A 26000-nucleotide genomic window follows, 5' to 3' on the forward strand; every position below is an offset into this window, starting at 1 on the left:
TTTATCTTATAAAATCAATATTATATTTAGGAAATACTTTTATGAGTATCCATTTTTCATTCTTTTTAACAAATATAAACTCTATTTGTTTTCCTTCTTTAACATTATAATTAATGTAATATTCTAAAAAGCCTTTTTTATAGTTACCACCTTTTAAAGTTAAATAGTTTTCTTTTTGATCAAAAAAATCTTTTGAACTTTTAAAATACTGACTTGGTTTATTTACCAAAACAGAATCCAAATAAAAATCTGTTACAGGTCTATTCTTTTCAAGTATACTATCTAAATCTTCAACTGGGCAATTAACAATATCCTCTGCTAAATCTAATGCGACCTTATTTTCATCACATGATATTAAAAAGTAAGTTGAAACAATTAATAGAAATATTTTTTTCATCTAATAATTAATCTTCAACTAAAACCTCTTCATTTTTTGGTGCTCCAAAAGCCTTTTTATTGAAAACAATTAAAATTCCAACACCTGTTGAAATGGCCATATCGGCTACATTAAAAATGGCATTAAAAAATGAAAAATGCTTTCCTCCCCAAATAGGCAACCATTCTGGTAAATTACCTTCCCAAAAAGGAAAATAAAGCATATCTACTACTTCGCCATGAAACCAAGTTCCATATGGGTCGTCTGAAAATAATGTCGCTACTTGATGGTAACTATCGTTAAAAATAACACCATAAAAAACAGAATCGATTATATTACCAACTGCACCAGCTAAAATTAAAGCAATGGCTGTAACTAAATAGCTCGATTGTTTTTTACGAACTGAATCCCATAACCACCAACCAATTCCACCAACAGCTACAATTCTGAACAAGGTTAAAAACAACTTGCCATATTCTCCTGGAATTACTGCACCCCAAGCCATTCCTTCGTTTTCAATAAAATGAATACGAAACCAATCGAAAACACGAACTTCTTCATTTATAAAAAAATTGGTTTTGATATAGATTTTCGAAACTTGGTCAACTAGTAAAACTAGAAATACTAAAATGTAAGCCTTTTTTAACGACATGTTTTAAAATTTGAGCAAAAATATAGATTTATTCCATAAAAAACGCTCCTTTCGGAGCGTTTTGGTTAATTTTTATGTAGAAATTAACGTTGTAAGTTCTTAGCTTCTATACTCATAGTTGCATGAGGAACCACTCTCAATCTTTCTTTGCTAATTAATTTCCCCGTTACTTTGCAAACACCATAAGTTTTATTTTCAATACGAATTAACGCATTTTTTAAATCGCGAATAAACTTTTCTTGACGAATCGCTAATTGCGAGTTGGCTTCTTTAGACATTGTTTCGCTTCCTTCTTCAAACGCTTTAAATGTAGGTGATGTATCATCAGTTCCATTGTTTAAGTCGTTCATATAAGCACTTTTTATCAATTCTAAATCGGCTTTTGCTTTTTCCATTTTAGCTAAAATCAATTCTTTGAATTCTGCTAAATCTGAATCTGAATATCTTAATTTTTCTTCTACCATAATTTCATTTATTTAGAAATTAATACTACCGTTTTTAAATCATCAAACTCAATTTCTGTACCATTTTCAATTTTAGACACAAAAATAAGTTCGTTTGTTAAAGTTTCCGATTTAATGTAACCTTCATTTGCTTTTACAGCCGCTTCAATTATTGGCTCACTCTCTAATTGAACTTTAATTTTATCGGTTACCTCAAACCCAGAATCTTTACGGATATTTTGAATTCTATTCACTAACTCTCTGGCAATACCTTCGTTACGTAATTCATCGGTTAAGGTAATGTCGAGAGCAACTGTTATTCCGTTTGCGTTAGCGACTAACCAACCTGGAATATCTTGTGATGAAATCTCTACATCTTCGGTTGTTAAATTAATACTTTTTCCTGAAATATCAAGTGTTAATGCACCTTCACGCTCAATTTTGTTGATTTGCTCTTGTGTAAAATTTTGTATCTCTTTGGAAATCAGACCCATATCTTTACCGAAACGAGGTCCTAAAGCTTTAAAATTAGGCTTAATTTGTTTCACTAAAACACCAGAAGCATCGTCAATTAACTGAATTTCCTTCACATTTACTTCTGCTTTAATCAAATCAGAAACAGCGTTAATTTCAGCTTTTGAAACTTCGTCAAGTACCGGAATCATTACTCTTTGCAATGGTTGACGTACTTTTATCATCTCTTTTTTACGAAGCGAAAGTACTAATGAAGACACTGTTTGTGCTTTCATCATCTTACTTTCCAATGATTTATTAACAAAGTTTTCAACCGATACTGGGAAATTTGCCAAATGTACACTCTCTACATTTTCCTTATTTGTAGCACGATTTAAGTCTTTATACAACTGTTCCATAAAGAACGGAGCAATTGGTGCTGAAAGCTTCGCAACCGTTTCTAAACACGTGTAAAGTGTTTGATACGCGGCAATTTTATCTGTTCCGTATTCACCTTTCCAGAAACGACGACGACATAAACGCACATACCAATTACTTAAATTCTCTTGAACAAAGTCGGAAATAGCACGAGCAGCTTTCGTAGGTTCATAATCAGCATAAGCTTCATCAACCAATTGAATTAATGTATGTAATTCTGATAAAATCCATCTATCAATTTCTGGTCTATCTTCTATCGCTACTTCGGCTTCACTATATTTAAACCCATCAATGTTTGCATATAACGCAAAGAATGAATAGGTATTATAAAGAGTTCCAAAGAATTTACGACGCACCTCAGCAACACCTTCGATATCAAATTTTAAGTTATCCCAAGGATTTGCATTGGAAATCATGTACCAACGCGTAGCATCTGGACCATATTCTTTTAACGTTTCAAATGGATCGACAGCATTTCCTAAACGCTTCGACATTTTTTGCCCGTTTTTATCTAAAACTAATCCGTTTGAAACTACATTTTTATAAGCAATACTATCAAAAACTAAAGTCCCGATGGCGTGTAACGTATAAAACCAACCACGCGTTTGATCAACACCTTCTGCAATAAAATCAGCAGGAAATGCTTTATTTGCATCAATTAACTCTTTGTTTTCAAAAGGATAATGCCATTGTGCATAAGGCATAGAACCTGAATCGAACCAAACGTCAATTAAATCGGTTTCACGATTCATTGGTTTACCTGATGCAGAAACTAAAACAATGTTATCTACAATATTTTTGTGTAAATCCACTAAATCGTAGTTCGATTCCTCCATATTTCCGATTTGGAAACCTTTATATGGATTATTGCTCATGAAACCAGCAGCAACTGCTTTTTCGATTTCATTATACAATTCTTCAACAGAACCAATGCAGATTTCTTCTGTTTTATCTTCCGTTCTCCAAATTGGTAATGGAATTCCCCAATAACGTGAACGTGATAAATTCCAATCGTTTGCATTTTTCAACCAATTTCCGAAACGACCTTCACCAGTTGCTTTAGGCTTCCAGTTAATCGTTTCGTTTAAATCGAACATTCTGTCTTTAACTTCCGTAATCTTGATGAACCAAGAATCTAACGGATAGTATAAAATTGGTTTATCAGTTCTCCAACAATGTGGATAACTATGCACATATTTTTCAACCTTAAAGGCTTTATTTTCTTCTTTTAAACGAATAGCGATTTCAACATCTACTGATTTTTCAGGCGCTTCATCTTCACTATAGTATTCATTTTTCACATATTTTCCAGCGAAATCACCCATTTGGCTTACAAAACGACCTTGTAAATCTACTAAAGGCACCGGATTTCCGTTTTCGTCTAAAACTAACATTGGTGGCACTTCTGGTGTAGCTTCTTTGGCTACTTTCGCATCATCAGCACCAAATGTTGGCGCGGTGTGAACAATACCTGTTCCGTCTTCTGTGGTAACGAAATCTCCAGAAATTACACGAAACGCATTTTCAGGATTTTGATACGGTAATGTGAATGGTAATAATTGCTCGTATTTGATTCCAACTAAATCAGCTCCTTTTGCTTCCGCTAAAATTTGATATGGAATCTTTTTATCTTCTGATTTATAGTTAGTAAAATCTTCTTCCGATTCTGCTACAAAATATTTACCTCCAAATTGTTTTCCAACTAAATTTTTAGCTAATACAACATTGATTGGTTCAAAAGTATATTGGTTAAATGTTTTTACTAAAACATAATCGATTTTTGGTCCAACTGTTAAGGCTGTGTTACTTGGCAATGTCCAAGGTGTTGTTGTCCAAGCTAAGAAGTGAACAGTTCCAAAACCTTGTAAAAAACTTGGCAGTGTATTTTCAATTGTTTTGAATTGCGCTACAATAGTTGTATCTGTAACATCACGATACGAACCCGGTTGGTTTACTTCGTGAGAAGACAAACCAGTTCCTGCTTTTGGAGAATACGGTTGAATTGTGTAACCCTTATACATTAAATCCTTATCGTAGATTTGTTTTAACAACCACCAAACCGATTCCATGTATTTTGATTTGTAAGTAACATATGGATCTTCCATATCTACCCAATAACCCATTTTTTCGGTAAGGTCGTTCCAAACATCCGTATAACGCATAACGGTTCTTTTACACGCTTCGTTGTATTCTGTAACCGAAATCGTTTTTCCGATATCTTCTTTAGTAATACCTAATTCTTTTTCCGTTCCTAATTCAACAGGAAGTCCGTGCGTATCCCAACCCGCTTTACGCTTAACTTGGTAACCTTTTTGGGTTTTGTAACGACAAAAAATATCTTTAATAGCACGAGCCATAACGTGGTGAATTCCAGGCAATCCATTTGCAGATGGTGGCCCTTCAAAAAACACATAAGGTTGGTTTCCTTCACGAGTGGTCACACTTTTTTCAAAGATGTTTTCTTTTTTCCAAAAATCAAGAACTTCATCAGCTACTTTTGGCAAGTCAAGTCCTTTGTATTCAGTAAATTTCGTACTCATTTTGTCGTTTTCTTTAATCAATCTGCGAAAGTAATGATTATAAGTAAAAAGGCAAAAGCAAAAAGGTAAAAGTTAATGGTTTATTAATTGAAAACTTCTTTTAAAACATCAAGCGATTTCGGTTTTTTAAAACCATCGATGTTTAAAGTATAATAATCGATAAGTATTTTGAGTAAAATTTGGCGTTGGTTTGCTGAAAAAACCTTTTGATTGTCGTCGAATTTTAGTTGTAATAATTTCTTAAATAATTGTGTTTCCTCTAGCGACAAGCTACTTAAACTTGAATATTCAGAAAAAACACCTTCCGTTAATTCAAAATAAGGCTTTTCTGAATCTTGCTCCGGGTAAAAACCTAAATATTTAGAGATTTGAATTAAAGTAATTAAGTGAAAATTAGAAACCTCTTCGTGATGATCTAACCAAGTAAGTGCAGCTTCTAAAAAAGTAAAAAGTTCTTCGTTTTTCCCTTCTTCTTTTATCGCGTTATGCAAAACTTCTGAAAGAAAAAGTACAATCGTGGTTTTAAAAATATCGGCTGAAATGGTTTGATAAGGATTTACTAATTTTAGCTCTTTAAAACGCTCTAAAGTTCCTTTGTTTTTATGATAGGCTTCAATTTCAAGTTGGTTTAATGGTTGAAAAAAAGCGTTTTTTTGTTGGTTCTTTTTCCCTGAAAATGCATTATTAACAAAATACGTTTTTAAACCGTCAGAAAAAGTAAGACATTTTACTATCAAGCTTTTTTCTTGATATTTTAATGCTGAGATAACTATGGCTTTTGTTTTAATGAGCATTTTTCAAAGTTTTATCATTAAACCTACTTATAAATCTTTTCTCAATAAAGAACCAAGATAAGATTGCAAACAGAATTGACATTAAAACAACAACAATAGCAACTAAATAAGGATTAAATCTTTCAAACAAATTCAAGCTTCTAAACAACTGAATTAAAGGAAAATGAAAAATATACAAACCATAGGTAAAGTCTCCATACTTTCCAAAATTATTCAAACTTGAAAAAGTATAGGCCGATAAAATTACTGTAAAACCAAAAGAAACAGGAAATAGAAAATAAAACGAATATATGTAAGAAACAACTGAAAGAGTTGAACAGAGTAACAAAAATTTAATTTTATGCTTTATTATTTCTGGAAAATATAAAAATATAAAAACACCTGTTCCAAAATACGTTAACACCCCTGGCATTTGTTTAGCTATAAGCGGCTTATCTAAGTAAAATTTAAAATATGAATAAAAACAATATGAAACTATGTAAACAATAATGAACCCAATCCATTTAGATTTAAACTTTTTAAAAAAATAAAAAATAACAGGTAGTATTAAATAAAAACTTTCTTCAACTTTAATTGTCCATAATGCACCATTTACAGCGCATATTAAGTTTTCTTGAAACAAACCAGGCAAACAAGGTTCCATAAAATTTAAAAAAATTAAATTCCAACCTAAATAACTGTACAATTGAAAAGATGAAAAATACTCTATAATTGATAATGTAGAAAAAAATGAAAAGATTACAACAAAAAATAAGATTACAAAAACATAAGCTGGAACTATTCTTTTTATACGTTTTACAAAATATTTTTTTATTGATTTTGAACTACTATAACTCTTTGCTACTAAAAAACCACTTATAATAAAAAAGCCATTAATTGCTAAAAAAGAATTTGAAATATTTTGTAAAAACGATAACTGTTTAGATTGTGAGAGTTCGCCTACATGTGATAATAAAACATTAAATGCGAAAAATGCTCTTAAAAAATCGAAACAATTTTTGTTTAAATCGTATTCCATTAACGTATTACCATTATCTTCTTAACTGTAGTTTCAAGACCATCTTCGGTTGCAACAAAAACCATATACACTCCTGAAGCAACTTTGTGTTTGCCAAATGCTCTTCCATCCCATTCAATAGTTCCACCAGCAGAAGTTGTTTCGAAGACTAAATTTCCTTCAATATCAGTAATCTTTACATTACATTTGTCCATTAATCCTGATATTTTTATAGTTCCAACATATTCAGGACGAACGGGATTTGGATAAACAAAAACATCTTCTAAATCTTCACTTGGTTTTGTGGATGTTCCTAGAAAAGAGACCAAGCCTTTGTCGCTTGCAAAATAAACTTCTCCTGTTTCTCCGTTAATTTCAATATCTAAAACATTATTACTAGGTAAAGGTGAATTTAACTTATCAAACCTATAAATTGTTTGTTGCCCATTTGGAGACACCAAGAAAACTCCTCCATCAGCTATAGAAACCCATTTCCTATTTGCGCCATCAACTGCAATGTCAATTATAGGTTGCTGGTAAAATAATTCTTGAGCTAAGTCGCCTTCTTGAATTATAATGTTTGTAGCTGTTAATTCATTTTCTGATAAAAACCGATTAGCACTTGAAATGATTCTCAAGCCTTGCATTGTGCCCATCCAAACTTGATTATTGTTGTCAATGGCAATACTTTGAACTATTGTAGTAGGTAGGCCATTCGTATCATCAATTACAATAAATTTATTATTTAAATCATCATTAAATGCTAAAACTCCGTCGTTACGGGTTGGCAGCCATTTAGTTCCATTTTTATCGATCGCAATTGGTGCAAAACGAACAACTTGAGCTTGCTCTAAAATATTAGCTAATTCATACGATTGCCATTGTCCATTAGAACGCAATACTTTCAATCCTTTAGTAACAAATGCGCTTGTTAACCATAAATTTCCATCTTTATCAAAAGTTGGACTATTCGTTCGTATTGAACCATCAAAAATATTGGTTACAGAGTTGGCTGGTATTTGTTCTAAACCATTGGTTCCTGTATTTGTATGATTAAATAAAGTAAAACTGTTATCTCCTTCTAATTTTAAAAGTCCGCTATTGTAAGAACTAAAATAAACTTCACTTGGATTATTGGGATTATAACCAATATCAGAAAAACACTTCACACCTAGCAAGTCATCAATTGGATAAGTAAACCATCCTGTTTCATTTTGAAAATAACTGATTCCGTAATCATTTATTATAGGATTATATGAAAGTGTATAACTTCCATAAACCGCCCATAATTTGTTTGGCGCACTTTTTACCCGAAATACATAATTCCTTTCTGGGCCATTAGGTGTAATATTTTCAAAAATAGATTGGTTAGAAATAGCACATGAAAACACGCCATCTTTTTCAGTTCCAATAAATAAATTATCATTTACTATTATTGAAGATGAAAATGTTACACTATAATCTGGTATTCCAGTTATATGAGCTACTTGTACTAAACTAGTATTTAAAACAAATACATGGTTCGGTGTTGTTATAATGATATAATCGTCTGTAGCTTTTATAAAATTTGCATTTTGAATGGTGTTTAATATTTCCACAAACGATGTTCCATTGTATCTATAAGTTCTTGAATTAGAATTTTGTGCAACAATTTGATTATTAAATGTTACTATACCTGTCCAAAAACCTGTGTCAAAAGTTTGCCATTGACTAAAATCGTAAAGAAATGGGTTGTTTAAATTCCCTTTTCTTATTCCAATATTTTCAGTAACCGCATAAATTTCATTATTAAATACTGTCGTTTGAAGAACTTTTATTTCTTCACCTGCGGTTCCAATGAAATAAGTAATTTCAAATTCTAACGTTTGTAAATTAAGAACTGAAATTCCATAATCTGTTGAGATGTAAAGTTTATCATTAAATTCATAGAAATGATTAACTTTTTTTTGATTTGGTGGTACAGGTACTTCTTCAATTATATCAACTTTAGTTACAATATCTCCATTTCCTTTAACCGCTAAAATTAATCCATTGGTATTACCAGCAAAAGTTATATTATGTTGAGAGGAATGATAAATACAAGAGATAGCTTCAGGTTTAAATCCGTTTATAGAATTCACTTGACTTACATCTCCCAAAATTAAATCTTTATAAAAAAGGCTATTTTCGGTTGCAGCAAAAACCTTATTGTTTCCATTTGCAACATCTACAATCTCTTTATAAGAAAAATAACCTTTCCACAATTGATTCTGTTGAGAAAAAACAATACTACTTAAAAAAAGCGTAAGTAATAAGTACTTAAATTTCATTCTAGCAATTTTATACAAATATAATATAAACGTTAAAAATAAAGTTTTATGCATATATAATAAAAAAAGAGCGTTCTTTTGAAACGCCCTTTTTATTTTTAGATATAGTTTTAATTAAACTACGCCTTGACCTAACATTGCATCAGCTACTTTTACGAAACCTGCAATATTTGCACCTTTAACATAATCTACAAAACCTGTACTATCTTTACCATATTTTACACAAGCCTCATGAATATCACCCATAATTCTTTGTAACTTTTCGTCTACTTCTTCTCTTGTCCAACTTAAACGTAAAGAGTTTTGTGACATTTCTAGACCAGAAGTTGCAACCCCACCAGCATTAGATGCTTTACCTGGAGCAAATAATATTTTAGCTGCAATAAAAGCTTCAACTGCTTCAGGAGTAGATGGCATATTAGCACCTTCTGCAACACAAATACAACCGTTAGCAATTAACATTTTTGCTTCCTCTCCATTTAACTCATTTTGAGTAGCACATGGTAACGCAATATCACATTCAACTTCCCATGGACGTTTTCCTTCTACAAATTTAGCATTAGGATATTTAGCAACATACTCATTAATTCTACCGTATCTTACATTCTTGATTTCCATGATATATGCTAACTTCTCAGCATCAATTCCATCAACATCATAAATATAACCTGATGAATCAGAAGCGGTAACCACCTTTCCTCCTAATTCAGTTGCTTTTTCTATTGCGTATTGCGCAACGTTTCCAGATCCTGAAACAACAACTGTTTTACCCTTAAAACTTTCTCCTTTTGTTGCTAACATGTTTTGAGCAAAATATACATCGCCATAACCTGTCGCTTCAGGACGAATTAATGAACCTCCAAAAGTAATTCCTTTACCAGTTAAAACTCCAGTAAATTCATTTCTTAATTTTTTATATTGACCGAACATATAACCAACTTCACGTCCACCTACTCCTATATCTCCAGCTGGCACATCAGTATCTGCACCTATATGTCTTTGTAACTCTGTCATAAATGCTTGACAAAAACGCATGATTTCCACATCCGATTTGCCTTTAGGATCGAAATCAGAACCACCTTTACCTCCACCCATTGGAAGAGTTGTTAAACTATTTTTAAAAACTTGTTCAAAAGCTAAGAATTTTAAAATACTTAAGTTAACTGAAGGATGGAAACGAATTCCACCTTTGTATGGCCCAATTGCTGAATTCATTTGGATTCTAAAACCTCTATTTACTTGAGTATTACCAGCATCATCAATCCAAGCCACTCTGAACATAATAACACGTTCTGGCTCCACCATTCTTTCAAGTAACATTTTCCCTTGATATTTTGGATTTTCCTCAATAAATGGAATTACTGTTTCTGCAACTTCTTGTACAGCTTGCATAAATTCAGGTTCGTTTGCATTTCTTTTAGCAACCGAATCAATAAAAGATTTTACACTTTCTTTCATTATTTTGTGGTTTAATTTCTAATTTGATAAAAACAAGGTTTATTTTCGTAGCAAATATATATATTATTAAATCATCAGTATCTTTTTTTACTATTTTTTTAACTAATATTCAGCAAATAATTTTGTTAATTTTTTTCTTTTTTAAACATAATTTTAAGATTTTTTTTTGAACTGAACTTTGTTTTTATATATTTGTCCGATAATAGAAAACTTTTAGCGATGACTAAAAAGATAAAATCCCTACTTTTTTTGTTGCTTCTAGCCCCTATTATGAGTCAAGCACAATTTGGTTTTTCTCATGAAATTGGAGCTTTTGCAGGAGGTGTTGCCTTCCAATCTGACTTTGGAGTTCGTCATGATTTTGAAACGAATGCTGGAAACACTGGTTTTGGAATTGGTCTTGTTCATTACATGAACTTCTCATATCGAGCTGAGTGTAATTGTTATACACCAGACACTTACTTTAATGATCACTTTAAGTTGCGTTCAGAATTATCTTACAACAGCACTAAACTTGAACATTTTGGTAAATGGGTAGATAAAGAAAGTGTTTATGGTGAGCAACTTAGAGCAATGAAAGGTGAGGCTAAAGTAACTGATATTGGTATGCAACTAGAATATTTCCCATGGAGTATTAGAGAATTTACTGCACGACCTGGTGCTTGGGGACCATTTGTAGCATTAGGTGCACACTATTCAATTTATGACAACAATACATATTCAACTTTACCTGGAGGTTTAGGGAATCCCGGAAATGTTTATCCTGATTATTTGCCTGATGGCTGGTCAACAGAAGGAGGGAGTACATGGTCAGTAGTTTCATCGGTTGGAACTCGATACAAGTTAACAGAACTTTCTGATTTATTTGTTGAACTAAGATGGCAATATTATGGTGATGATTGGGTTGACGGATTAAAAAAAGACCCTAAATTAAATGAAGAAAATAAAGCTAACGATTGGAACGTTTGGTTTCATTTTGGTTACATCTACTATTTAGATTAACCTTAAAAATATAATAAAAAAAGCCTTGAATATTCAAGGCTTTTTTTATTATATTAGAATTTAACTTAATGCTTGTTCCAAGTCTTGCAATAAATCTTGAATATCCTCAACACCTACACTTAATCTTACCATATCATCTGAAATTCCAATTTCTGCTCTTTTTTCTGCAGGAACTGAAGCATGTGTCATTAATGTTGGATGATTTGCAAGTGATTCTATACCGCCAAGAGATTCTGCTAATGTAAATACTTTTACTTTTTCTAGAAATGAAATAGCGTCTTCCATTTTTCCTGAATTAAACGTAAATGTAACCATTCCGCCATATCCTCCTATCATTTGTTTTTTTGCAATTTCATGATTTGGATGTGACGCTATACCTGGATAATATACTCTTTTTATTGCAGGATGTTTTTCTAAATATTCTGCTACTTTTTGCCCGTTTTCAGAATGACGTTGAACTCTTAAATGTAAGGTTTTGATTCCACGTAAAACTAAATAGGAATCCATTGGACCTAATGTTCCTCCAGTGGCGAATTGTGCAAAATGTAATTTTTCTCCTAATTCTTTGTCCTTAACAATTAAAGCACCAGCAATAACATCTGAATGTCCTCCTAAATATTTTGTAGCCGAATGCATTACGATATCAGCACCTAAATCTAATGGCTTTTGTAAGTAAGGCGTTGCAAATGTATTATCGACAGCGAATAACAAATTGTGTTTTTTTGTGATTTTTGCAACTTCAGCAATATCCGCTAATTTCATTAGTGGGTTTGTAGGTGTCTCTACCCAAACCAATTTTGTGTTTTCATTAATTAACGATTCCAATTTTTCCAAATCGGTCATGTCAACAAAATGAAATTTTATTCCAAAATCTTGATAAATACGAGCAAACATACGATACGTTCCTCCGTATAAATCATCCATTGCTATAACCTCATCATTTGGTTTTAACAATTTCATTACTGAATCGGTTGCCGCTAAACCTGATGAAAAAGCCAATCCACGTGTTCCATTTTCGATACTTGCCAAAGCATCTTCTAATGCCGTTCGCGTAGGATTTGCTGCTCTACTGTATTCATATTCACCAACAGGTTTTCCGGGAGAAACTTGTGCAAACGTCGATGTTTGAAAAACAGGTGGCATAACCGAGCCTGTTACTTTTTCATGATGCTGACCACCATGTATTACTTTTGTATTAAACTTCATTTCTTTTTATTTTTTGCAAAGGTAGTAATTAAACAAATTTTCTTAACTGCAGAATAACACCGATATGAATTCCTTCGTGAAAATTATTAAACTGCATAGCATCTTCTATATTTTTTAATGTAAAATTTGCAGTTGAAACTGTGTATTCATAATAATTTTGAAACAATCCATTATCTAAATCTTCTTGAGTTTTGGTAATGGTGCTAAACAATAAGTTTTTAATGGCATCCACTTCTTCTTGAGATACGTTCCCTTGAGGTGCGGTTCCTTTTTGATATTTTTGAACCATTTCGTCTGTAACCATCATAGATAATCCAGAAAGTTTATAAGCAAGCAATTGTTGTGTCACAACAATATGTCCAACATTCCAAATAATATTGTTTTTGAATCCCTGAGGGATTTTATTTAATTGTTCTAAAGTGCAACTTTCAATTAATTTTTTATATAACTCTCTACTTGCTATAGTAACTTGTAAACTTCTATTCATTTTTATTGTTTTTTACGAAGGTACAAAAAAGAACAGTTAAGATTTTCCTAAAGTTAACAATCTAGCCCCGATGGAAGTAGGCTACCGCGTATTACTAACAGCGGGAATAGGGGTCAAAAAAAAGCCTAAAGATTCGCTTTAAAATTTTATATTTTTGTAAAAAATTAGCCATGAGAAAAATTTACTACTTAAAGACTTGTGACACTTGTAAACGTATTTTAAAATCTTTACCTAAACTGGATACATTTATACTTCAAGACATTAAGGAAAATAATATTACTGTTAAGCAATTAGAGGGAATGTATGCATTATCTAAAAGCTACGAAGTTTTATTTAGTAAACGTGCTAAATTGTATAAAGAAATGGGGTTGAAAGACGAAAAATTACAAGAAACTGATTTTAAAAGATACATATTAGAACATTACACTTTTTTAAACCGACCAGTTATTATCATTAATGATAAAATATTTGTAGGTAATAGTGCAAAAAACGTTGATGCTGCAATCGATTTACTTAATCATGAATAGTAGAAACTGGGCCTTACTAGGCGCTACATTTGTGGCATTAATTTATGGCGCAACTTTTACCATTGCAAAAGATGTAATGCCAACTTATGTGCAGCCTTTTGGGTTAATTTTAATTAGGGTTTTAGGTGCTTGTACATTATTTTGGATTGTCTCTATTTTTCTAACTAAAGAAAAAGTTGAGAAAAAAGATTTTCCAAGAATCATGGCAGCCGCTTTTTTTGGCGTTGCTTTTAATCAGTTGACCTTTTTTAAAGGATTAAGCTACACTTCACCCATAAGTGGAGCAGTTCTTATGGTTACGGCGCCAATATTAGTGCTTATTTTATCCTCTATCTTACTCAAAGAACGTTTAGAAATTAAAAAAATTCTGGGGATTCTAATTGGTTTAACTGGAGCTTCAGTTTTAATACTTTACGGAAAATCAATTGAAAATGCACCAAATGCTAATTGGGGAAATTTTCTCGTTTTTATAAATGCTTCTTCCTATGCTGTTTATTTAATTTTAGTAAAACCAATTGCAGCTAAATATAGTCCACTTACATTTATAAAATGGATTTATACATTCGGGTTGGTTTATGTCTTGCCTTTTGGTTTTAGCGAATTTTCATTGATTGAATGGCAAGAGATTCCAACAACCATTTATTTTGAAATGGGCTATTTAGTCGTTTTTACAACATTTTTGGCTTACTTAATAAATCTTTCGGCAATTCGTATTTTAAAACCAACAACTCTTTCGGTTTTTATTTATTTACAACCGCTATTTGCAAGTATCATTGCAATCAGTTTAGGAAAAGATAGTTTAAATGAAATCAAGATAATTTCAGCATTACTCATTTTCGTTGGTGTTTATTTGGTTACCAAAAAACCTAAAACTATTACATAAAGCCTTTTTGCCTTTAATACTAAGGAAATTCTTATCTTTGAAACCTTATTTAAGAAATACTGTATGATTGTATCGATGACAGGTTTTGGTAAAGCTTCTAAGCAATTGCCAACAAAAAAAATTACCGTTGAAATAAAATCTTTAAATAGCAAAGGTCTCGATTTGAATGTTAGAATGCCTTCAGCATTTAGAGAAATGGAGTTGAGTTTGCGCAATACTATTTCACAAGAACTAGAAAGAGGAAAAGTTGATTTTTCCCTTTTTGTAGAAATATCTGGCGAAGAAACTACTGCAAAAGTAAATGCTCCTATTGTGAAAGGTTATATTTCTCAAATGAAAGAAATTCTTCCAAATGCCGATGAAACCGAATTAATGAAAATGGCGGTTCGTATGCCTGACGCGCTTAAAACGGAACGCGAAGAAATAGACAAAGAAGAATTAAAAGAAATTGAAAGTTTAGTTCGAGAAGCCTTAACAAACATTTCAACCTTTAGAAAAGATGAAGGCTTGTCTTTAGATAAAGAATTCCGTTTTCGAATTGAAAACATTCGTAACTATATGAATGAAGCGGTTGCATTAGCTCCTGAAAGAATTTCTGCTATTAAAGAGCGTTTGCAAAATGCAATTGATGAATTAAAAGTAAATGTAGATGAGAACCGATTTGAACAGGAGTTGATTTATTATCTTGAGAAATTAGATATTACTGAAGAAAAAGTTCGTTTAGGTAACCATTTGGATTATTTTGTTCAAACCATGGATGGAAAAGAAGCAAATGGTAGAAAATTAGGTTTCATTACGCAGGAAATTGGTCGAGAAATTAACACTATGGGTTCAAAATCGAATCATGCCGAAATGCAAAAATTAGTGGTAATGATGAAAGACGAATTAGAAAAAATAAAAGAACAGGTTTTAAATGTTCTGTAAATAGATACAACACAACTCATGACTAAAGGAAAATTAATAGTGTTTTCTGCTCCTTCTGGTTCTGGAAAAACAACTATAGTTAGACATTTATTAGGAAAAGAAGATTTAAACTTAGAATTTTCAATTTCGTGTACTACGCGTCAACCAAGAGGAGAAGAAGTTAATGGTAAAGATTATTATTTCATTTCTTGGGACGATTTCAAATCGCACATTAAAGCAGAAGATTTTGTAGAGTGGGAAGAAGTGTATACTGATAATTTCTACGGAACTTTAAAAGCCGAAGTGGAACGAATTTGGGCTCAAGGTAAACACGTTATTTTTGATATAGATGTAGCTGGGGGATTGCGTATAAAACGTAAATTCCCTGAAGAAACTTTAGCTGTTTTTGTAAAACCACCAAGTGTTGACGAACTAAAACGTCGTTTAAAAGAGCGTTCTACTGAAAGTGATGATAAAATTAACATGCGTATTGCAAAAGCGCACGTAGAATTAGCAACAGCCCCTCAATTTGATGTAGTGATAAAAAACTACGACTTAGATACCGCTAAGGAAGAAGCATATCAGTTAGTTAAAGAATTTTTAAATAAATAAAAAGATGAAAAAAATTATTTTACTGGTATTGCTTTCAGTTGGTTTAAATAGTAACGCCCAAAAGGAAAAAGGAACTGTTATACTTAAAGATAATACTAAACTTGAAGGATTAGTGAAAATTTCTTCTAATAAAATTATTTACAAAAAGGATAAAGCTTCTAAATCAATTAATTATGATTATAGCTCTGCACTTTCAGCTGAAATAATTAATAAAGAAAATATAACAACAATTTTTGAATTTGTTCCGGTTGAGTATAAAAAAACACCTTTATTGTTACGAGTTGAAATTGATGGATTTTTAAGATTATATTCTGAAAGCACTTCTACATTTAATGGTGTCTCAGGAGTTGGTTTTAGAAGTTCTTCTACTTATCATTTAAAAAGAAAAAAAGATAAATTTGGACAGTACTACGTAGCATTTGGATATATTCCAAAAGTGAGTTTCAATAAAGTAATTGAAGAATATTTTATCGACTGCCCAAATCTTCAAAAAAAAGTAAAAAAAGGAGAATTGAAAAAAAATGACTATGCTGAAATAGTAATGTTTTACAATGAAAATTGTGCTCCAGAAGAATAAAAATTTAAAACTAATGACTCGTTACTAAGATTATGAAAATCGGACTTTACTTCGGAACGTTTAACCCTATTCACATTGGTCATTTAATTATTGCCAATCATATGGCAGAGCATTCCGATTTAGATCAAATTTGGATGGTGGTTACACCGCATAATCCGCATAAAAAGAAAAGCTCTTTACTAGACGATTACCATCGTTTACACATGGTACATTTAGCGACCGAAGAGTATCCAAAAATTCAACCTTCCGATATTGAATTTAAATTACCGCAACCCAATTATACGGTAAATACATTAGCACATTTACAAGAAAAATTTCCAACTCATGAGTTTTCATTAATTATGGGCGAAGACAACTTGAACTCGTTTCATAAATGGAAAAACTACGAAGTCATTCTTCAAAATCATGATATTTATGTGTATCCAAGATTAAACTCTGGAGAGATGGATGAGCAATTTGTCAATCATCCTAAAATTCATCGTATAGGCGCACCAGTTGTCGAATTATCTTCAACATTTATTCGCAACAGCATTAAGGAAGGAAAAAATATAACACCTATGCTACCTTCAAAAGTTTGGGAATATGTAGAACACAATTTATTTTATAAGAAATAAGTTTTATATATTTACAAAAAACAAATTGTCACTTTTTTAAAATGAAAAAATATTTATTTCTTCTAGTTTTAATAAGCTTAGTTTATTCTTGTTCAAAACAAAAAAACAATGTTGAAATCAAAACAAAAAATTTAACAATAATTATTAATGAATCTACTTCACTAATAGAAAAAAAGTTAAATATTGAACCCACTAAAGATTCAATAATCAGCAGTGAAAATTTTAGTATTTCAAATGTTTCAGATGTTCTAAAAACTTATTATAATGCAAATTCTAAAACTGATAAAATTACTTTTACAAACGCTTCTTCAAATAAATATGACATTTATGTCATCAATCATAATAAGAATGAAGACTTCAATAATTTAATAATTGAATTTTGTGAAGTTTTGAAAAAGAAAAATCTATTAGAATATAAAATTGAACCTTAACATTCCTTTACAACCTGTTCCCAATAGCTTTTTGTAACTTTGAGTCAAAATAAACACTTCGACATGCTCAGTGTGACAAAAAAGTAATATTATGAACAATTTCGAATTATACAATCCTGTTAACTATGTCTTTGGAAAAGGACAAATCGCAAAACTTTCTGATTTAGTAACTTCAAAAAAAATTCTGCTAACGTATGGTGGTGGAAGTATTTTTAAAAATGGTGTTTACGACCAAGTTAAAGCAGCGCTTTCTGGAGTTGAAGTAATTGAATTTGGTGGAATTGAACCCAATCCACGCTTCGAAACGTTACTAAAAGCCATTGAAGTCATTCGTAAAGAAAAAATTGATTTCATTTTAGCTGTTGGCGGCGGAAGTGTGATTGATGGAACTAAATTTATTTCGGCAGCAGTTCATTTTGAAGGTAACGAAGCTGATATTTTACATAAACGCATCTTATTTAAAGATAATTCAAAAGTAGTTCCTTTTGGAACGGTTTTAACCTTACCAGCAACGGGTTCTGAAATGAATTCTGGTGCTGTAGTAACTATTGAAGCTACACAAGAAAAATTGACATTAGGCGGAAGTGCTTTGTTTCCAGTTTTCTCTATTGTGGATCCTACAGTAATTGAATCATTGCCAAAGAGACAATTGCAAAATGGTGTTGTGGATGCTTTTACACACGTAATGGAACAATATTTAACCTATAATCATGATGCGTTACTTCAAGATAGAATTGCAGAAGGCATTTTACAGACTTTAGTAGAAATTGGTCCGAAAGTAATTGAAAATCCAACCGATTATAAATTGGCTTCCAACTTTGTTTGGTGTGCAACAATGGCGTTAAATGGTTTACTGAATAAAGGTGTTCCAACCGATTGGGCGACGCACATGATTGGTCACGAATTAACCGCTTTATACGAAATCGATCATGCCAGAACATTGGCTATTATTGCTCCAAACTTATATAGAGTAATGTTTGATTCGAAAAAAGAAAAATTAGTACAATACGGAAAACGCGTTTGGAATTTAACTGGAACTGATGAAGAAATTGCACAAAAAGCGATTGAAAAAACTACAGAATTTTTCCAAAGTGTAGGCATGAAAACAAAACTATCTGAAAACACCGAAAACTATCAAGAAACAGCTTCTTTTATTGTAAATCGATTTGAAGAAAGAGGTTGGAAAGGTTTAGGCGAAAAGCAATTGGTAACCTTAGATAAGATAAAAGAAATTGTAGAAATGAGCTATTAAGCTCATTTTTACTTTTTAATTAATTGTAAAGTTTCTGTTTTAGAATCAAAATTTAGTTTTACAAAGTAAACTCCACTATTGTGATTTTTAAAATCAATTTTAGTAAATAAATCTGTTGGTTGTACTTCAACTATTTTTTGACCGAAAGTGTTATAAAAAACAACTTCCTTTGGAATTTCATTTTTAAATTCGAAAACTACATCATTCTCAAAAGGATTGGGATAAACTTTAAACGCTTTCTGCTGAAAAGAATTTGCAGACAATGTTGCAACTTCGATACTTACAATCGTTGAAGATGTTCCAAACTGATTAGAAATTGAAACCGTGTAATCCGTCATTGGGCTCAATTGTGTTGGTATCCCAGAAATTTCTCCTGTATTTTCGTTAAAGATTAAACCCACAGGTAAATTAGGTGTAACAGAGTATGTGAAATTAAAAACAGTAGTTTTTTTAATTGTATGATTACCGTAATCCGTTATAAATAACTCTCCACTGTTATTAAATGTAACGGCAGACGGTTGCTTGAATTTAGCCAACAATAATTCATCATCTCTATTCCCAATTGTTCCATCTCCAGCAAATGTTGTTACATTTCCAGAAGTGTCAATTTTTTTTATTTTATGATTTCCATAATCAGCTACAAAAATATTTCCAAAACTATCCAGCGCTGAAATTGTTGGATTTTTAAATTTAGCTAAAGTTCCAATTCCATTTTCATCACCAGCAACTGAACCTGCTATAGTTGTAACATTAGCTGATGTATCGATTTTTTTTATTTTATGGTTCCCATAATCGGTCACAAAAATATTTCCGTTCCCATCTAAACAAACTCCTGTTGGCCATTTAAATTTTGCCAAACTTGCAATACCATCCATATCACCACTCACTCCAGAACCAGCAACTGTTGAAACAATTCCTAGAGGAGTAATTTTTCTAATTCTATTATTTAAATAATCTGCAACGAAAATATTATCTAATGCATCAATTGCAATTTCATCAGGATAATAAAATCTTGCAACATTTCCTGGCCCATCTTGAAACCCTCCAACACCAGTACCTGCAAATGTTGTTACATTACCACTTGCATCAATTTTTCTAATTTTATGATTACTTTGATCACAAACAAATAAATTCCCTTGAGAATCTTCCACAATACTTGCTGGATAATTAAATGTCGCAACAGCTAACGATCCATCTAAAGCCCCTAATGCTCCGGTACCCACAAAAGTTTGTACAATTCCGCTAGCGTCAATTTTTTTTATTTTATGATTTCCTCTATCAACAATTAATAAATTATTATTACTATCAAAAATTGAAGCAGTAGGCAAATTAAATTCTGCTACTTCTAAAAATCCATTAACATCACCTTGAAGACCATTACCTACATGTCTTATTATTCCAGGTCCATTCGGGATAGCACCTCCAGAATTGCCTGGAAAAAGAGGTGTTATCGGTTGATTAATTTCAAAACTATTTGGTGTAGTATAACTGATATTAGGTTCTTGCGCTAGCACAAGACTAAAATTTAAAATAATAAAAAAATATAGTAACTTATTGATATACATACTCTTCATTAAAAAACAAATGTAAAACAAAAAACAGGATTTAAAATCTTTAAACCCTGTTTTTTTACCAACCAAAACTAAATAGACTTAACCCAAAAAAAACTATTAGTGTTAGCTTTAAACATAAAACATAGTTACAACGTTAAGTATAAAGAATAAATTGTCTTTATATTCATTAAATAAATGTTAATTTTATTTTTTTCAATAATTCAGTACCTTTGAATTTCCTAATATTCAAAACGAATGGAAAATAAACCAAAATTTGCCGTAATAGGCGGCGGAAGTTGGGCTACTGCTATAGCTAAAATGTTATGTGAAAACCAAGAAAAAATTGCTTGGTACATGCGTAGTACTTATGCTGTTGAGCATTTAAAGCATCAATACCATAATCCAAATTATTTAAGTTCTGTAGAGTTTGATATAAATCAACTTGAATTAACCACTGATATTAATGTAGCTGTAAAGTTTGCTGATTATTTAATCTTTGCCATTCCATCGGCATTCTTAAGTGGTGAATTAGAAAAACTAACGGAAAGTTTAGAAGGAAAAGTAATTTTTTCAGCAATTAAAGGAATTGTTCCAGAAACAAGTTTAATTGTTGGTGAACATTTTCACAAAGAATATAATATACCTTACGAAAATATTGGTGTTATAACTGGGCCTTGTCACGCTGAAGAAGTTGCACTTGAGCGTTTATCTTACTTAACCATTGCATGTGGAGATAGGACTAAAGCTAAATTAGTAGCTAAAAACTTAAGTAGTTATTATATTAATGCCAAAACTACAGATGATATCATAGGAACTGAATATGCTGCAATGTTGAAAAATATTTACGCTATTGCAGCAGGAATTGCTCACGGATTAGGTTATGGCGATAATTTCCAATCGGTTTTAATGAGTAATGCCATTCGTGAAATGAAGAAATTCATTAAAGAAGTTCATAAAATGAAACGTAACATAAATAATTCCGCATATTTAGGCGATTTATTAGTAACGGGTTATTCTGTGTTCTCAAGAAATAGGATGTTTGGTAACATGATTGGTAAAGGTTACACTGTAAAATCGGCACAAATGGAAATGAGTATGGTTGCTGAAGGGTATTATGCTACTAAAAGTGCATACAAATTGAACCAAAAATATGGTGCTAAAACACCAATTATTGATGCCGTTTACGAAATTTTATACGAAAATAAAGAGCCTAAAAAGGTTTTCAAAAAATTAACAGACAAATTAAATTAAGTACGTCTTTTAATTTTAAAATATATACCATTGTAATTCAATGTTTTATAAAAATTTGTGTATTTTAAAAAACACCTTTAAAGTATTGATTTACAAAAACATACACAAACCCTCTCTTGGTTAAAAATACAGACCTTATCTTTGCAAAAAAGTAATGCATGGACCATTTAGTTAATCACCCAGTAATCATAACAGTTTTTGCTGTAACAATTATAATAATGTTGTTACTAGACTTGGGGATTCTAAATAAGAAAGGACATGCAATTTCAAGTAGAGAAGCGGCTATTTGGAGCGCTATTTGGATTTCACTTGCAATGGGATTTAGTGGAATTATATACCACTACATGGGGCTTGAAAAATTCACGCAATTTCAAGGTGCCTATTGGATTGAAAAAGCACTTTCTATAGATAATTTATTCGTTTTTATTTTAGTTTTTGGCTATTTCAATGTTGCCAAAGAAGCACAACACAAAGTTTTATTTTGGGGAGTTTTAGGTGCTTTATTATTCCGAGCAATTTTCATTTTTTCAGGTGTTTGGATTTTAAATTACACCTATTTACCTGAAATGCATTTATTCGGACACGATGTTCAAATCAATTACTTATTGACCCTATTCGGTTTTATTTTAATTGTAGCAGGATTCAAATCTTGGTTCAGTCACGGAGAAGACGATGGTGATAAAGATTTTTCTAAAAGTCCAGGAGCTAAGCTAATTCATCGCATTTTTAAAGTATCTGATAAATTCGATGGAGACAAGTTTTTTACCATTCAAAACGGTATAAAAATGGCTACTCCACTTTTAGTTGTTGTAGCCATAATAGAATTTACCGATTTATTATTTGCTGTAGATAGTATCCCTGCAATTTTCGCCATTGCACCCGATGATCCTTTTATTTTATACACTTCAAATATTTTTGCCATTTTAGGGCTTCGTTCGCTTTATTTCTTGTTGGCCAACTTCATGTATATGTTTAGCCGTTTACACTTCGGATTAGCTCTAATTTTAGCTTTTATCGGAACTAAAATGTTAATAGCGCCATGGGTTCATATCTCTTCACCTATGTCATTAGCTGTTGTTGGGTCAATACTTGTTATTTCAGTGCTTTGGTCGATCTTATTTCCGTTTAAGAAATAGTCTTCAGTGTTCAGTCGCAGTGTTCAGAATAATACTTCTAGATAAATTGTGATGAAATATTATTATCTCATTTTCTGATTTCCACATTATCTAATTAATTGACACATCGCCTTATTGTCAAATTATCTAATTAACCTCAATTTCATCAATAAAGATAAACGCATTTCCATCTTTATAACCATACCCTTGATGCCATTCAGGTAATGCGCCAAAATTTTTAGCAACTACCTTCACATATCTGGCTTTTGCTGAAACTTTTGTAGTTAACTTTTGTAGTTGCACTTCATAATTTTGTGGGTCAACCTCATTGCCTACGGTTCCTACTTTTGTAAAATTCTTATTATCACTAGAAACATAAAATTCTACTTGAGTTGGCATTAAAATCCAAGCGCGGGTATCTTGTAAAAAGTTCGCCGAAAACTCATTCACTTGCATTTCTTTTTGCAAATCGATTACAGCTTCAAAATCTTGGTTTTGATAGCCATGCCATTCCCCTTTTCGCCAGTTTTCATTTCCATAAATTCCATCTAATAAAGCATCTGGACCGCCAGCGTGATATTGTGGATTGTATTTTGATTTAATATTTATTGTATAGTTGTTTGGCTTTTTGAAGAATTGAGCGGAAACTATATTGCTTTTGTAATATGTTTTTGGAGACTCTATTCTTTGAGGTTCTCCATAATTTTCTTGAATTTTTGAAAAAGCATATACCGTAGAAGATTTGTCAATTTCAAAAGGTGAAGTATATTTTTTAACGTTATTACTTATGATTAAACTATCTTTTAAATTTAAATCTGAATCTACCCAATAATATAATTCATCAATTTCGGAATTTAAATCTGAATTTATTTCAATTGTCATATGATCTTTAAAAGACTTACTATTTGCTTGAATAACTGGTACTCGAGGATAAGGAGTATGATTAATAATTTGGTCAGGACCATTAGGAAAATAATCTAAATTATGATTTATAAACTTATTTTCACTTTCATCAGTATTTAGAACTACAATTTTATTTTCATTTATTCTAATTTTTGCATTATTATAAAATGATTTACATGTGTTAAAATATTTTTGCCCTGGCGTAACTTGATAAATTCCCATCGAACTCAACACATACCAAGCGCTCATTTGCCCGCAGTCTTCGTTTCCTATTAAACCATCAGGTGAGTTGGTATAAAAATTATCTAAAATATATTTTACTTTATTGTTCGTTTTTTCAGGTTTCCCTATGTAATTGTACAAATACGCCATGTGGTGACTTGGTTCGTTTCCGTGAGCGTATTGCCCAATTAATCCTGTAACATCAACTTGTTCTCTTCCTGTTGTTTTGCTTTCACTATTAAACATTTCGTCTAATTTGGCTTCAAATTTTTCTGGTCCACCGTACGCTTCAATCATTCCTTGTATGTCTTGTGGCACAAAAAAAGTATATTGCCAAGCATTTCCTTCTGTAAAATTATTGTTTACTTCACGAGGGTCGAAAGGTTTGTCCCAACCTCCATTTTTCTTTGGTCGGATAAATCCTGTTTCCCAATCAAAAAGATTTTTCCAGTTTTGCGAACGCTTCCTGAAATAATTAAAATCTTCTGGTTTATCTAAAATATAAGCCATTTGTGCAATACACCAATCGTCATAAGCATATTCCACTGTTTTGGAAACACTTTCATGGTCGTCATCAATCGAAATAAAACCTTGTTTTTTGTAGGCTTCTAATCCTAAAACATCGCGCATAGCCGAAGCTTTACTCGCTTCATATGCTTTTTCATAATCAAACCCTTTAATGCCTTTTACCATCGCATCGGCAATTACCGAAACTGAATGATAACCAATCATACAATCGGTTTCATTGGAAGCCAATTCCCAAACAGGTAATCTTCCACCTTGTTCATATTGTTTAATGAAAGTATTGATGTAATCGGCAGTACGCTTTTTATCAATCAACGTATACAATGGGTGTGCAGCTCTAAAGGTATCCCAAAGTGAAAAAACTGTATAATAATCGAATCCTTCTGCTTGGTGAATTTGGTTGTCTCTACCGCGATATTTTCCATCGATATCTTGTGCGATGTTCGGTTGTATCATCGTATGATATAAAGCCGTATAGAAAATCGCTAATTTGTCTTTGTCATCAGAAGTGACTTCAATTTTAGATAATTCTTTGTTCCAAAGTGCAATAGCTGCTTTATGTGTTTTATCGAAATCCCAATGTTTAATTTCGGAACTATTCAATTTGGCTCCTTCATAACCCGTTGGAGAAAGCGACACTTTTACTAAAATTTTTTCGCCTTTTTTGACTTGTTTTGAAAAACTTAAAGCCAATTCAACGCCTTCATAAACTTTTCCTTCGCTTTTATAATTGGTCTTTTCTTTGTTGATTTTCATTGGAACATTAAACTCAATTCGAGCGTAAACGTATTGATTGGTTGCCCAAGCTTCGCTTCTTCGAAATACTTCAATGGTTTTATTATCAATGACTCTAATTCTTCCTTCTAATAATTTATCACGATGGTTTAAATCGAGAATAATATTCGCTTGTCCAGCTCTATTAAAAGTATATTCATGAAAACCGACACGAGTTGAAGTGGTTAAACGCACATCGATGTTGTATTTGTCTAATTTCACGCTGTAAAATCCAGTAGAGGCATTTTCATTAGCATGTGAAAATGACGAAGAATACACTTTATTATCGAACGAAGGTTCGCCCATGGTTGGCATTAACATAATATCGCCATAATCGGAAACGCCTGTTCCGTTTAAATGCGTATGAGAAAACCCATAAATCACAGTATCGGAATAATGATAACCCGAACAACCATCCCAACTACCATCTATACGTGTATCTGGAGATAATTGTACCATTCCGTAAGGCACTGTTGCGCCAGGAAACGTATGGCCGTGACCGCCTGTTCCAATAAATGGATTAACGTGTTTGGCAAAGTCTTGTGCAAAAAGAAAACTTGATGAAAAAAATAGTATATAGAAAAACTTCTTCATTTTACAGTTTTTTAGAAACTATAAAATTGGTGATTTTCTGTAAAGATTACAATTAACTGGGATAAAATAATTGTATTTGTGATGAAATGAATTCAATAATGAGACTTCT

The 26000-nt window shown here is 31.7% G+C and carries 23 protein-coding genes; 11 read left to right on the forward strand and 12 right to left on the reverse strand.

Going from position 1 to position 26000, the window contains the following annotated elements; translation table 11 throughout:
• Nucleotide 1: 1 nt before the first annotated feature.
• The 8 genes from KK2020170_RS02950 to gdhA all read right to left on the reverse strand — a co-directional run bounded on the left by KK2020170_RS02950 (nucleotide 2) and on the right by gdhA (nucleotide 10460).
• Entirely contained in the window at nucleotides 2-397 is a 396-nt protein-coding gene (locus KK2020170_RS02950) for a hypothetical protein (RefSeq protein WP_221259316.1), read from the reverse strand.
• 7 nt (nucleotides 398-404) lie between these two features.
• Nucleotides 405-1028 (reverse strand): lipoprotein signal peptidase, encoded by a 624-nt coding sequence (locus tag KK2020170_RS02955; RefSeq protein ID WP_221259317.1) that lies wholly within the window; start codon nucleotides 1026-1028, stop codon nucleotides 405-407.
• Between the two features lie 83 nt (nucleotides 1029-1111).
• A complete protein-coding gene (locus KK2020170_RS02960) occupies nucleotides 1112-1492 on the reverse strand; it encodes a TraR/DksA family transcriptional regulator (RefSeq protein ID WP_221259318.1) in 381 nt (126 codons plus the stop codon).
• A gap of 8 nt (nucleotides 1493-1500) precedes the next feature.
• Complete coding sequence (gene ileS / locus KK2020170_RS02965; protein ID WP_221259319.1) at nucleotides 1501-4902, reverse strand: isoleucine--tRNA ligase; 3402 nt, start codon at nucleotides 4900-4902, stop codon at nucleotides 1501-1503.
• Nucleotides 4903-4985: 83 nt separating this feature from the next.
• The gene (recO, locus tag KK2020170_RS02970; RefSeq protein ID WP_221259320.1) at nucleotides 4986-5696 is read right to left on the reverse strand and encodes a DNA repair protein RecO; all 711 of its coding nucleotides are present in this window, start codon (nucleotides 5694-5696) and stop codon (nucleotides 4986-4988) included.
• The gene (locus KK2020170_RS02975; RefSeq protein WP_221259321.1) at nucleotides 5686-6714 is read right to left on the reverse strand and encodes an acyltransferase family protein; all 1029 of its coding nucleotides are present in this window, start codon (nucleotides 6712-6714) and stop codon (nucleotides 5686-5688) included. The genes recO and KK2020170_RS02975 overlap by 11 nt, the downstream gene beginning before the upstream one ends.
• Nucleotides 6714-9002, reverse strand: coding sequence for a type IX secretion system anionic LPS delivery protein PorZ (porZ, locus tag KK2020170_RS02980; protein WP_221259322.1), 2289 nt, complete (start codon nucleotides 9000-9002; stop codon nucleotides 6714-6716). The genes KK2020170_RS02975 and porZ overlap by 1 nt, the downstream gene beginning before the upstream one ends.
• A gap of 114 nt (nucleotides 9003-9116) precedes the next feature.
• The gene (gene gdhA, locus KK2020170_RS02985; RefSeq protein WP_221259323.1) at nucleotides 9117-10460 is read right to left on the reverse strand and encodes an NADP-specific glutamate dehydrogenase; all 1344 of its coding nucleotides are present in this window, start codon (nucleotides 10458-10460) and stop codon (nucleotides 9117-9119) included.
• A gap of 219 nt (nucleotides 10461-10679) precedes the next feature.
• Here gdhA and KK2020170_RS02990 point away from each other — a divergent pair, with 219 nt between their 5' ends.
• The gene (locus tag KK2020170_RS02990) at nucleotides 10680-11462 is read left to right on the forward strand and encodes a THC0290_0291 family protein (RefSeq protein ID WP_221259324.1); all 783 of its coding nucleotides are present in this window, start codon (nucleotides 10680-10682) and stop codon (nucleotides 11460-11462) included.
• Between the two features lie 60 nt (nucleotides 11463-11522).
• Here the strand turns inward: KK2020170_RS02990 and KK2020170_RS02995 are convergent, their stop codons facing one another.
• Complete coding sequence (locus tag KK2020170_RS02995) at nucleotides 11523-12668, reverse strand: cystathionine gamma-synthase (protein ID WP_221259325.1); 1146 nt, start codon at nucleotides 12666-12668, stop codon at nucleotides 11523-11525.
• Nucleotides 12669-12696: 28 nt separating this feature from the next.
• The gene (locus KK2020170_RS03000) at nucleotides 12697-13155 is read right to left on the reverse strand and encodes a DinB family protein (RefSeq protein ID WP_221259326.1); all 459 of its coding nucleotides are present in this window, start codon (nucleotides 13153-13155) and stop codon (nucleotides 12697-12699) included.
• 170 nt (nucleotides 13156-13325) lie between these two features.
• On the opposite strand from KK2020170_RS03000, the gene KK2020170_RS03005 reads away from it, so the two are divergent.
• The 8 genes from KK2020170_RS03005 to KK2020170_RS03040 all read left to right on the forward strand — a co-directional run bounded on the left by KK2020170_RS03005 (nucleotide 13326) and on the right by KK2020170_RS03040 (nucleotide 18954).
• Nucleotides 13326-13682, forward strand: a complete 357-nt coding sequence (locus KK2020170_RS03005; RefSeq protein ID WP_221259327.1) for an arsenate reductase family protein — start codon at nucleotides 13326-13328, stop codon at nucleotides 13680-13682.
• Nucleotides 13675-14565 carry a DMT family transporter gene (locus KK2020170_RS03010; protein WP_221259328.1) on the forward strand — a complete coding sequence of 297 codons (891 nt, stop codon included), beginning with the start codon at nucleotides 13675-13677 and terminating at the stop codon, nucleotides 14563-14565. Before KK2020170_RS03005 ends, KK2020170_RS03010 begins: the two co-directional genes overlap by 8 nt.
• A 63-nt stretch (nucleotides 14566-14628) precedes the next feature.
• On the forward strand, nucleotides 14629-15489 hold the full coding sequence (locus KK2020170_RS03015; RefSeq protein WP_255567337.1) for a YicC/YloC family endoribonuclease: 861 nt from the start codon (nucleotides 14629-14631) through the stop codon (nucleotides 15487-15489).
• Between the two features lie 18 nt (nucleotides 15490-15507).
• On the forward strand, nucleotides 15508-16080 hold the full coding sequence (gene gmk, locus KK2020170_RS03020) for a guanylate kinase (protein WP_221259329.1): 573 nt from the start codon (nucleotides 15508-15510) through the stop codon (nucleotides 16078-16080).
• Between the two features lie 4 nt (nucleotides 16081-16084).
• Entirely contained in the window at nucleotides 16085-16657 is a 573-nt protein-coding gene (locus tag KK2020170_RS03025; protein WP_221259330.1) for a hypothetical protein, read from the forward strand.
• A gap of 32 nt (nucleotides 16658-16689) precedes the next feature.
• Nucleotides 16690-17271 (forward strand): nicotinate (nicotinamide) nucleotide adenylyltransferase, encoded by a 582-nt coding sequence (gene nadD / locus KK2020170_RS03030; RefSeq protein ID WP_221259331.1) that lies wholly within the window; start codon nucleotides 16690-16692, stop codon nucleotides 17269-17271.
• 41 nt (nucleotides 17272-17312) lie between these two features.
• Nucleotides 17313-17702 (forward strand): putative periplasmic lipoprotein, encoded by a 390-nt coding sequence (locus KK2020170_RS03035; RefSeq protein ID WP_221259332.1) that lies wholly within the window; start codon nucleotides 17313-17315, stop codon nucleotides 17700-17702.
• Nucleotides 17703-17793: 91 nt separating this feature from the next.
• Nucleotides 17794-18954: an iron-containing alcohol dehydrogenase gene (locus KK2020170_RS03040; RefSeq protein ID WP_221259333.1), complete on the forward strand. Its 1161-nt coding sequence runs from the start codon at nucleotides 17794-17796 to the stop codon at nucleotides 18952-18954.
• Nucleotides 18955-18962: 8 nt separating this feature from the next.
• On the opposite strand, the gene KK2020170_RS03045 is transcribed toward KK2020170_RS03040, so the two are convergent.
• On the reverse strand, nucleotides 18963-20468 hold the full coding sequence (locus KK2020170_RS03045; RefSeq protein ID WP_221259334.1) for a T9SS type A sorting domain-containing protein: 1506 nt from the start codon (nucleotides 20466-20468) through the stop codon (nucleotides 18963-18965).
• 294 nt (nucleotides 20469-20762) lie between these two features.
• On the opposite strand from KK2020170_RS03045, the gene KK2020170_RS03050 reads away from it, so the two are divergent.
• Nucleotides 20763-21758 carry an NAD(P)H-dependent glycerol-3-phosphate dehydrogenase gene (locus KK2020170_RS03050; RefSeq protein ID WP_221259335.1) on the forward strand — a complete coding sequence of 332 codons (996 nt, stop codon included), beginning with the start codon at nucleotides 20763-20765 and terminating at the stop codon, nucleotides 21756-21758.
• Between the two features lie 158 nt (nucleotides 21759-21916).
• Nucleotides 21917-22894: a TerC/Alx family metal homeostasis membrane protein gene (locus KK2020170_RS03055; protein ID WP_221259336.1), complete on the forward strand. Its 978-nt coding sequence runs from the start codon at nucleotides 21917-21919 to the stop codon at nucleotides 22892-22894.
• Nucleotides 22895-23020: 126 nt separating this feature from the next.
• Here the strand turns inward: KK2020170_RS03055 and KK2020170_RS03060 are convergent, their stop codons facing one another.
• Nucleotides 23021-25891 carry a GH92 family glycosyl hydrolase gene (locus KK2020170_RS03060; RefSeq protein ID WP_221259337.1) on the reverse strand — a complete coding sequence of 957 codons (2871 nt, stop codon included), beginning with the start codon at nucleotides 25889-25891 and terminating at the stop codon, nucleotides 23021-23023.
• Nucleotides 25892-26000: the final 109 nt, after the last annotated feature.

This window comes from Flavobacterium okayamense (assembly GCF_019702945.1).
GTDB classification, from domain to species: Bacteria; Bacteroidota; Bacteroidia; order Flavobacteriales; family Flavobacteriaceae; genus Flavobacterium; species Flavobacterium okayamense.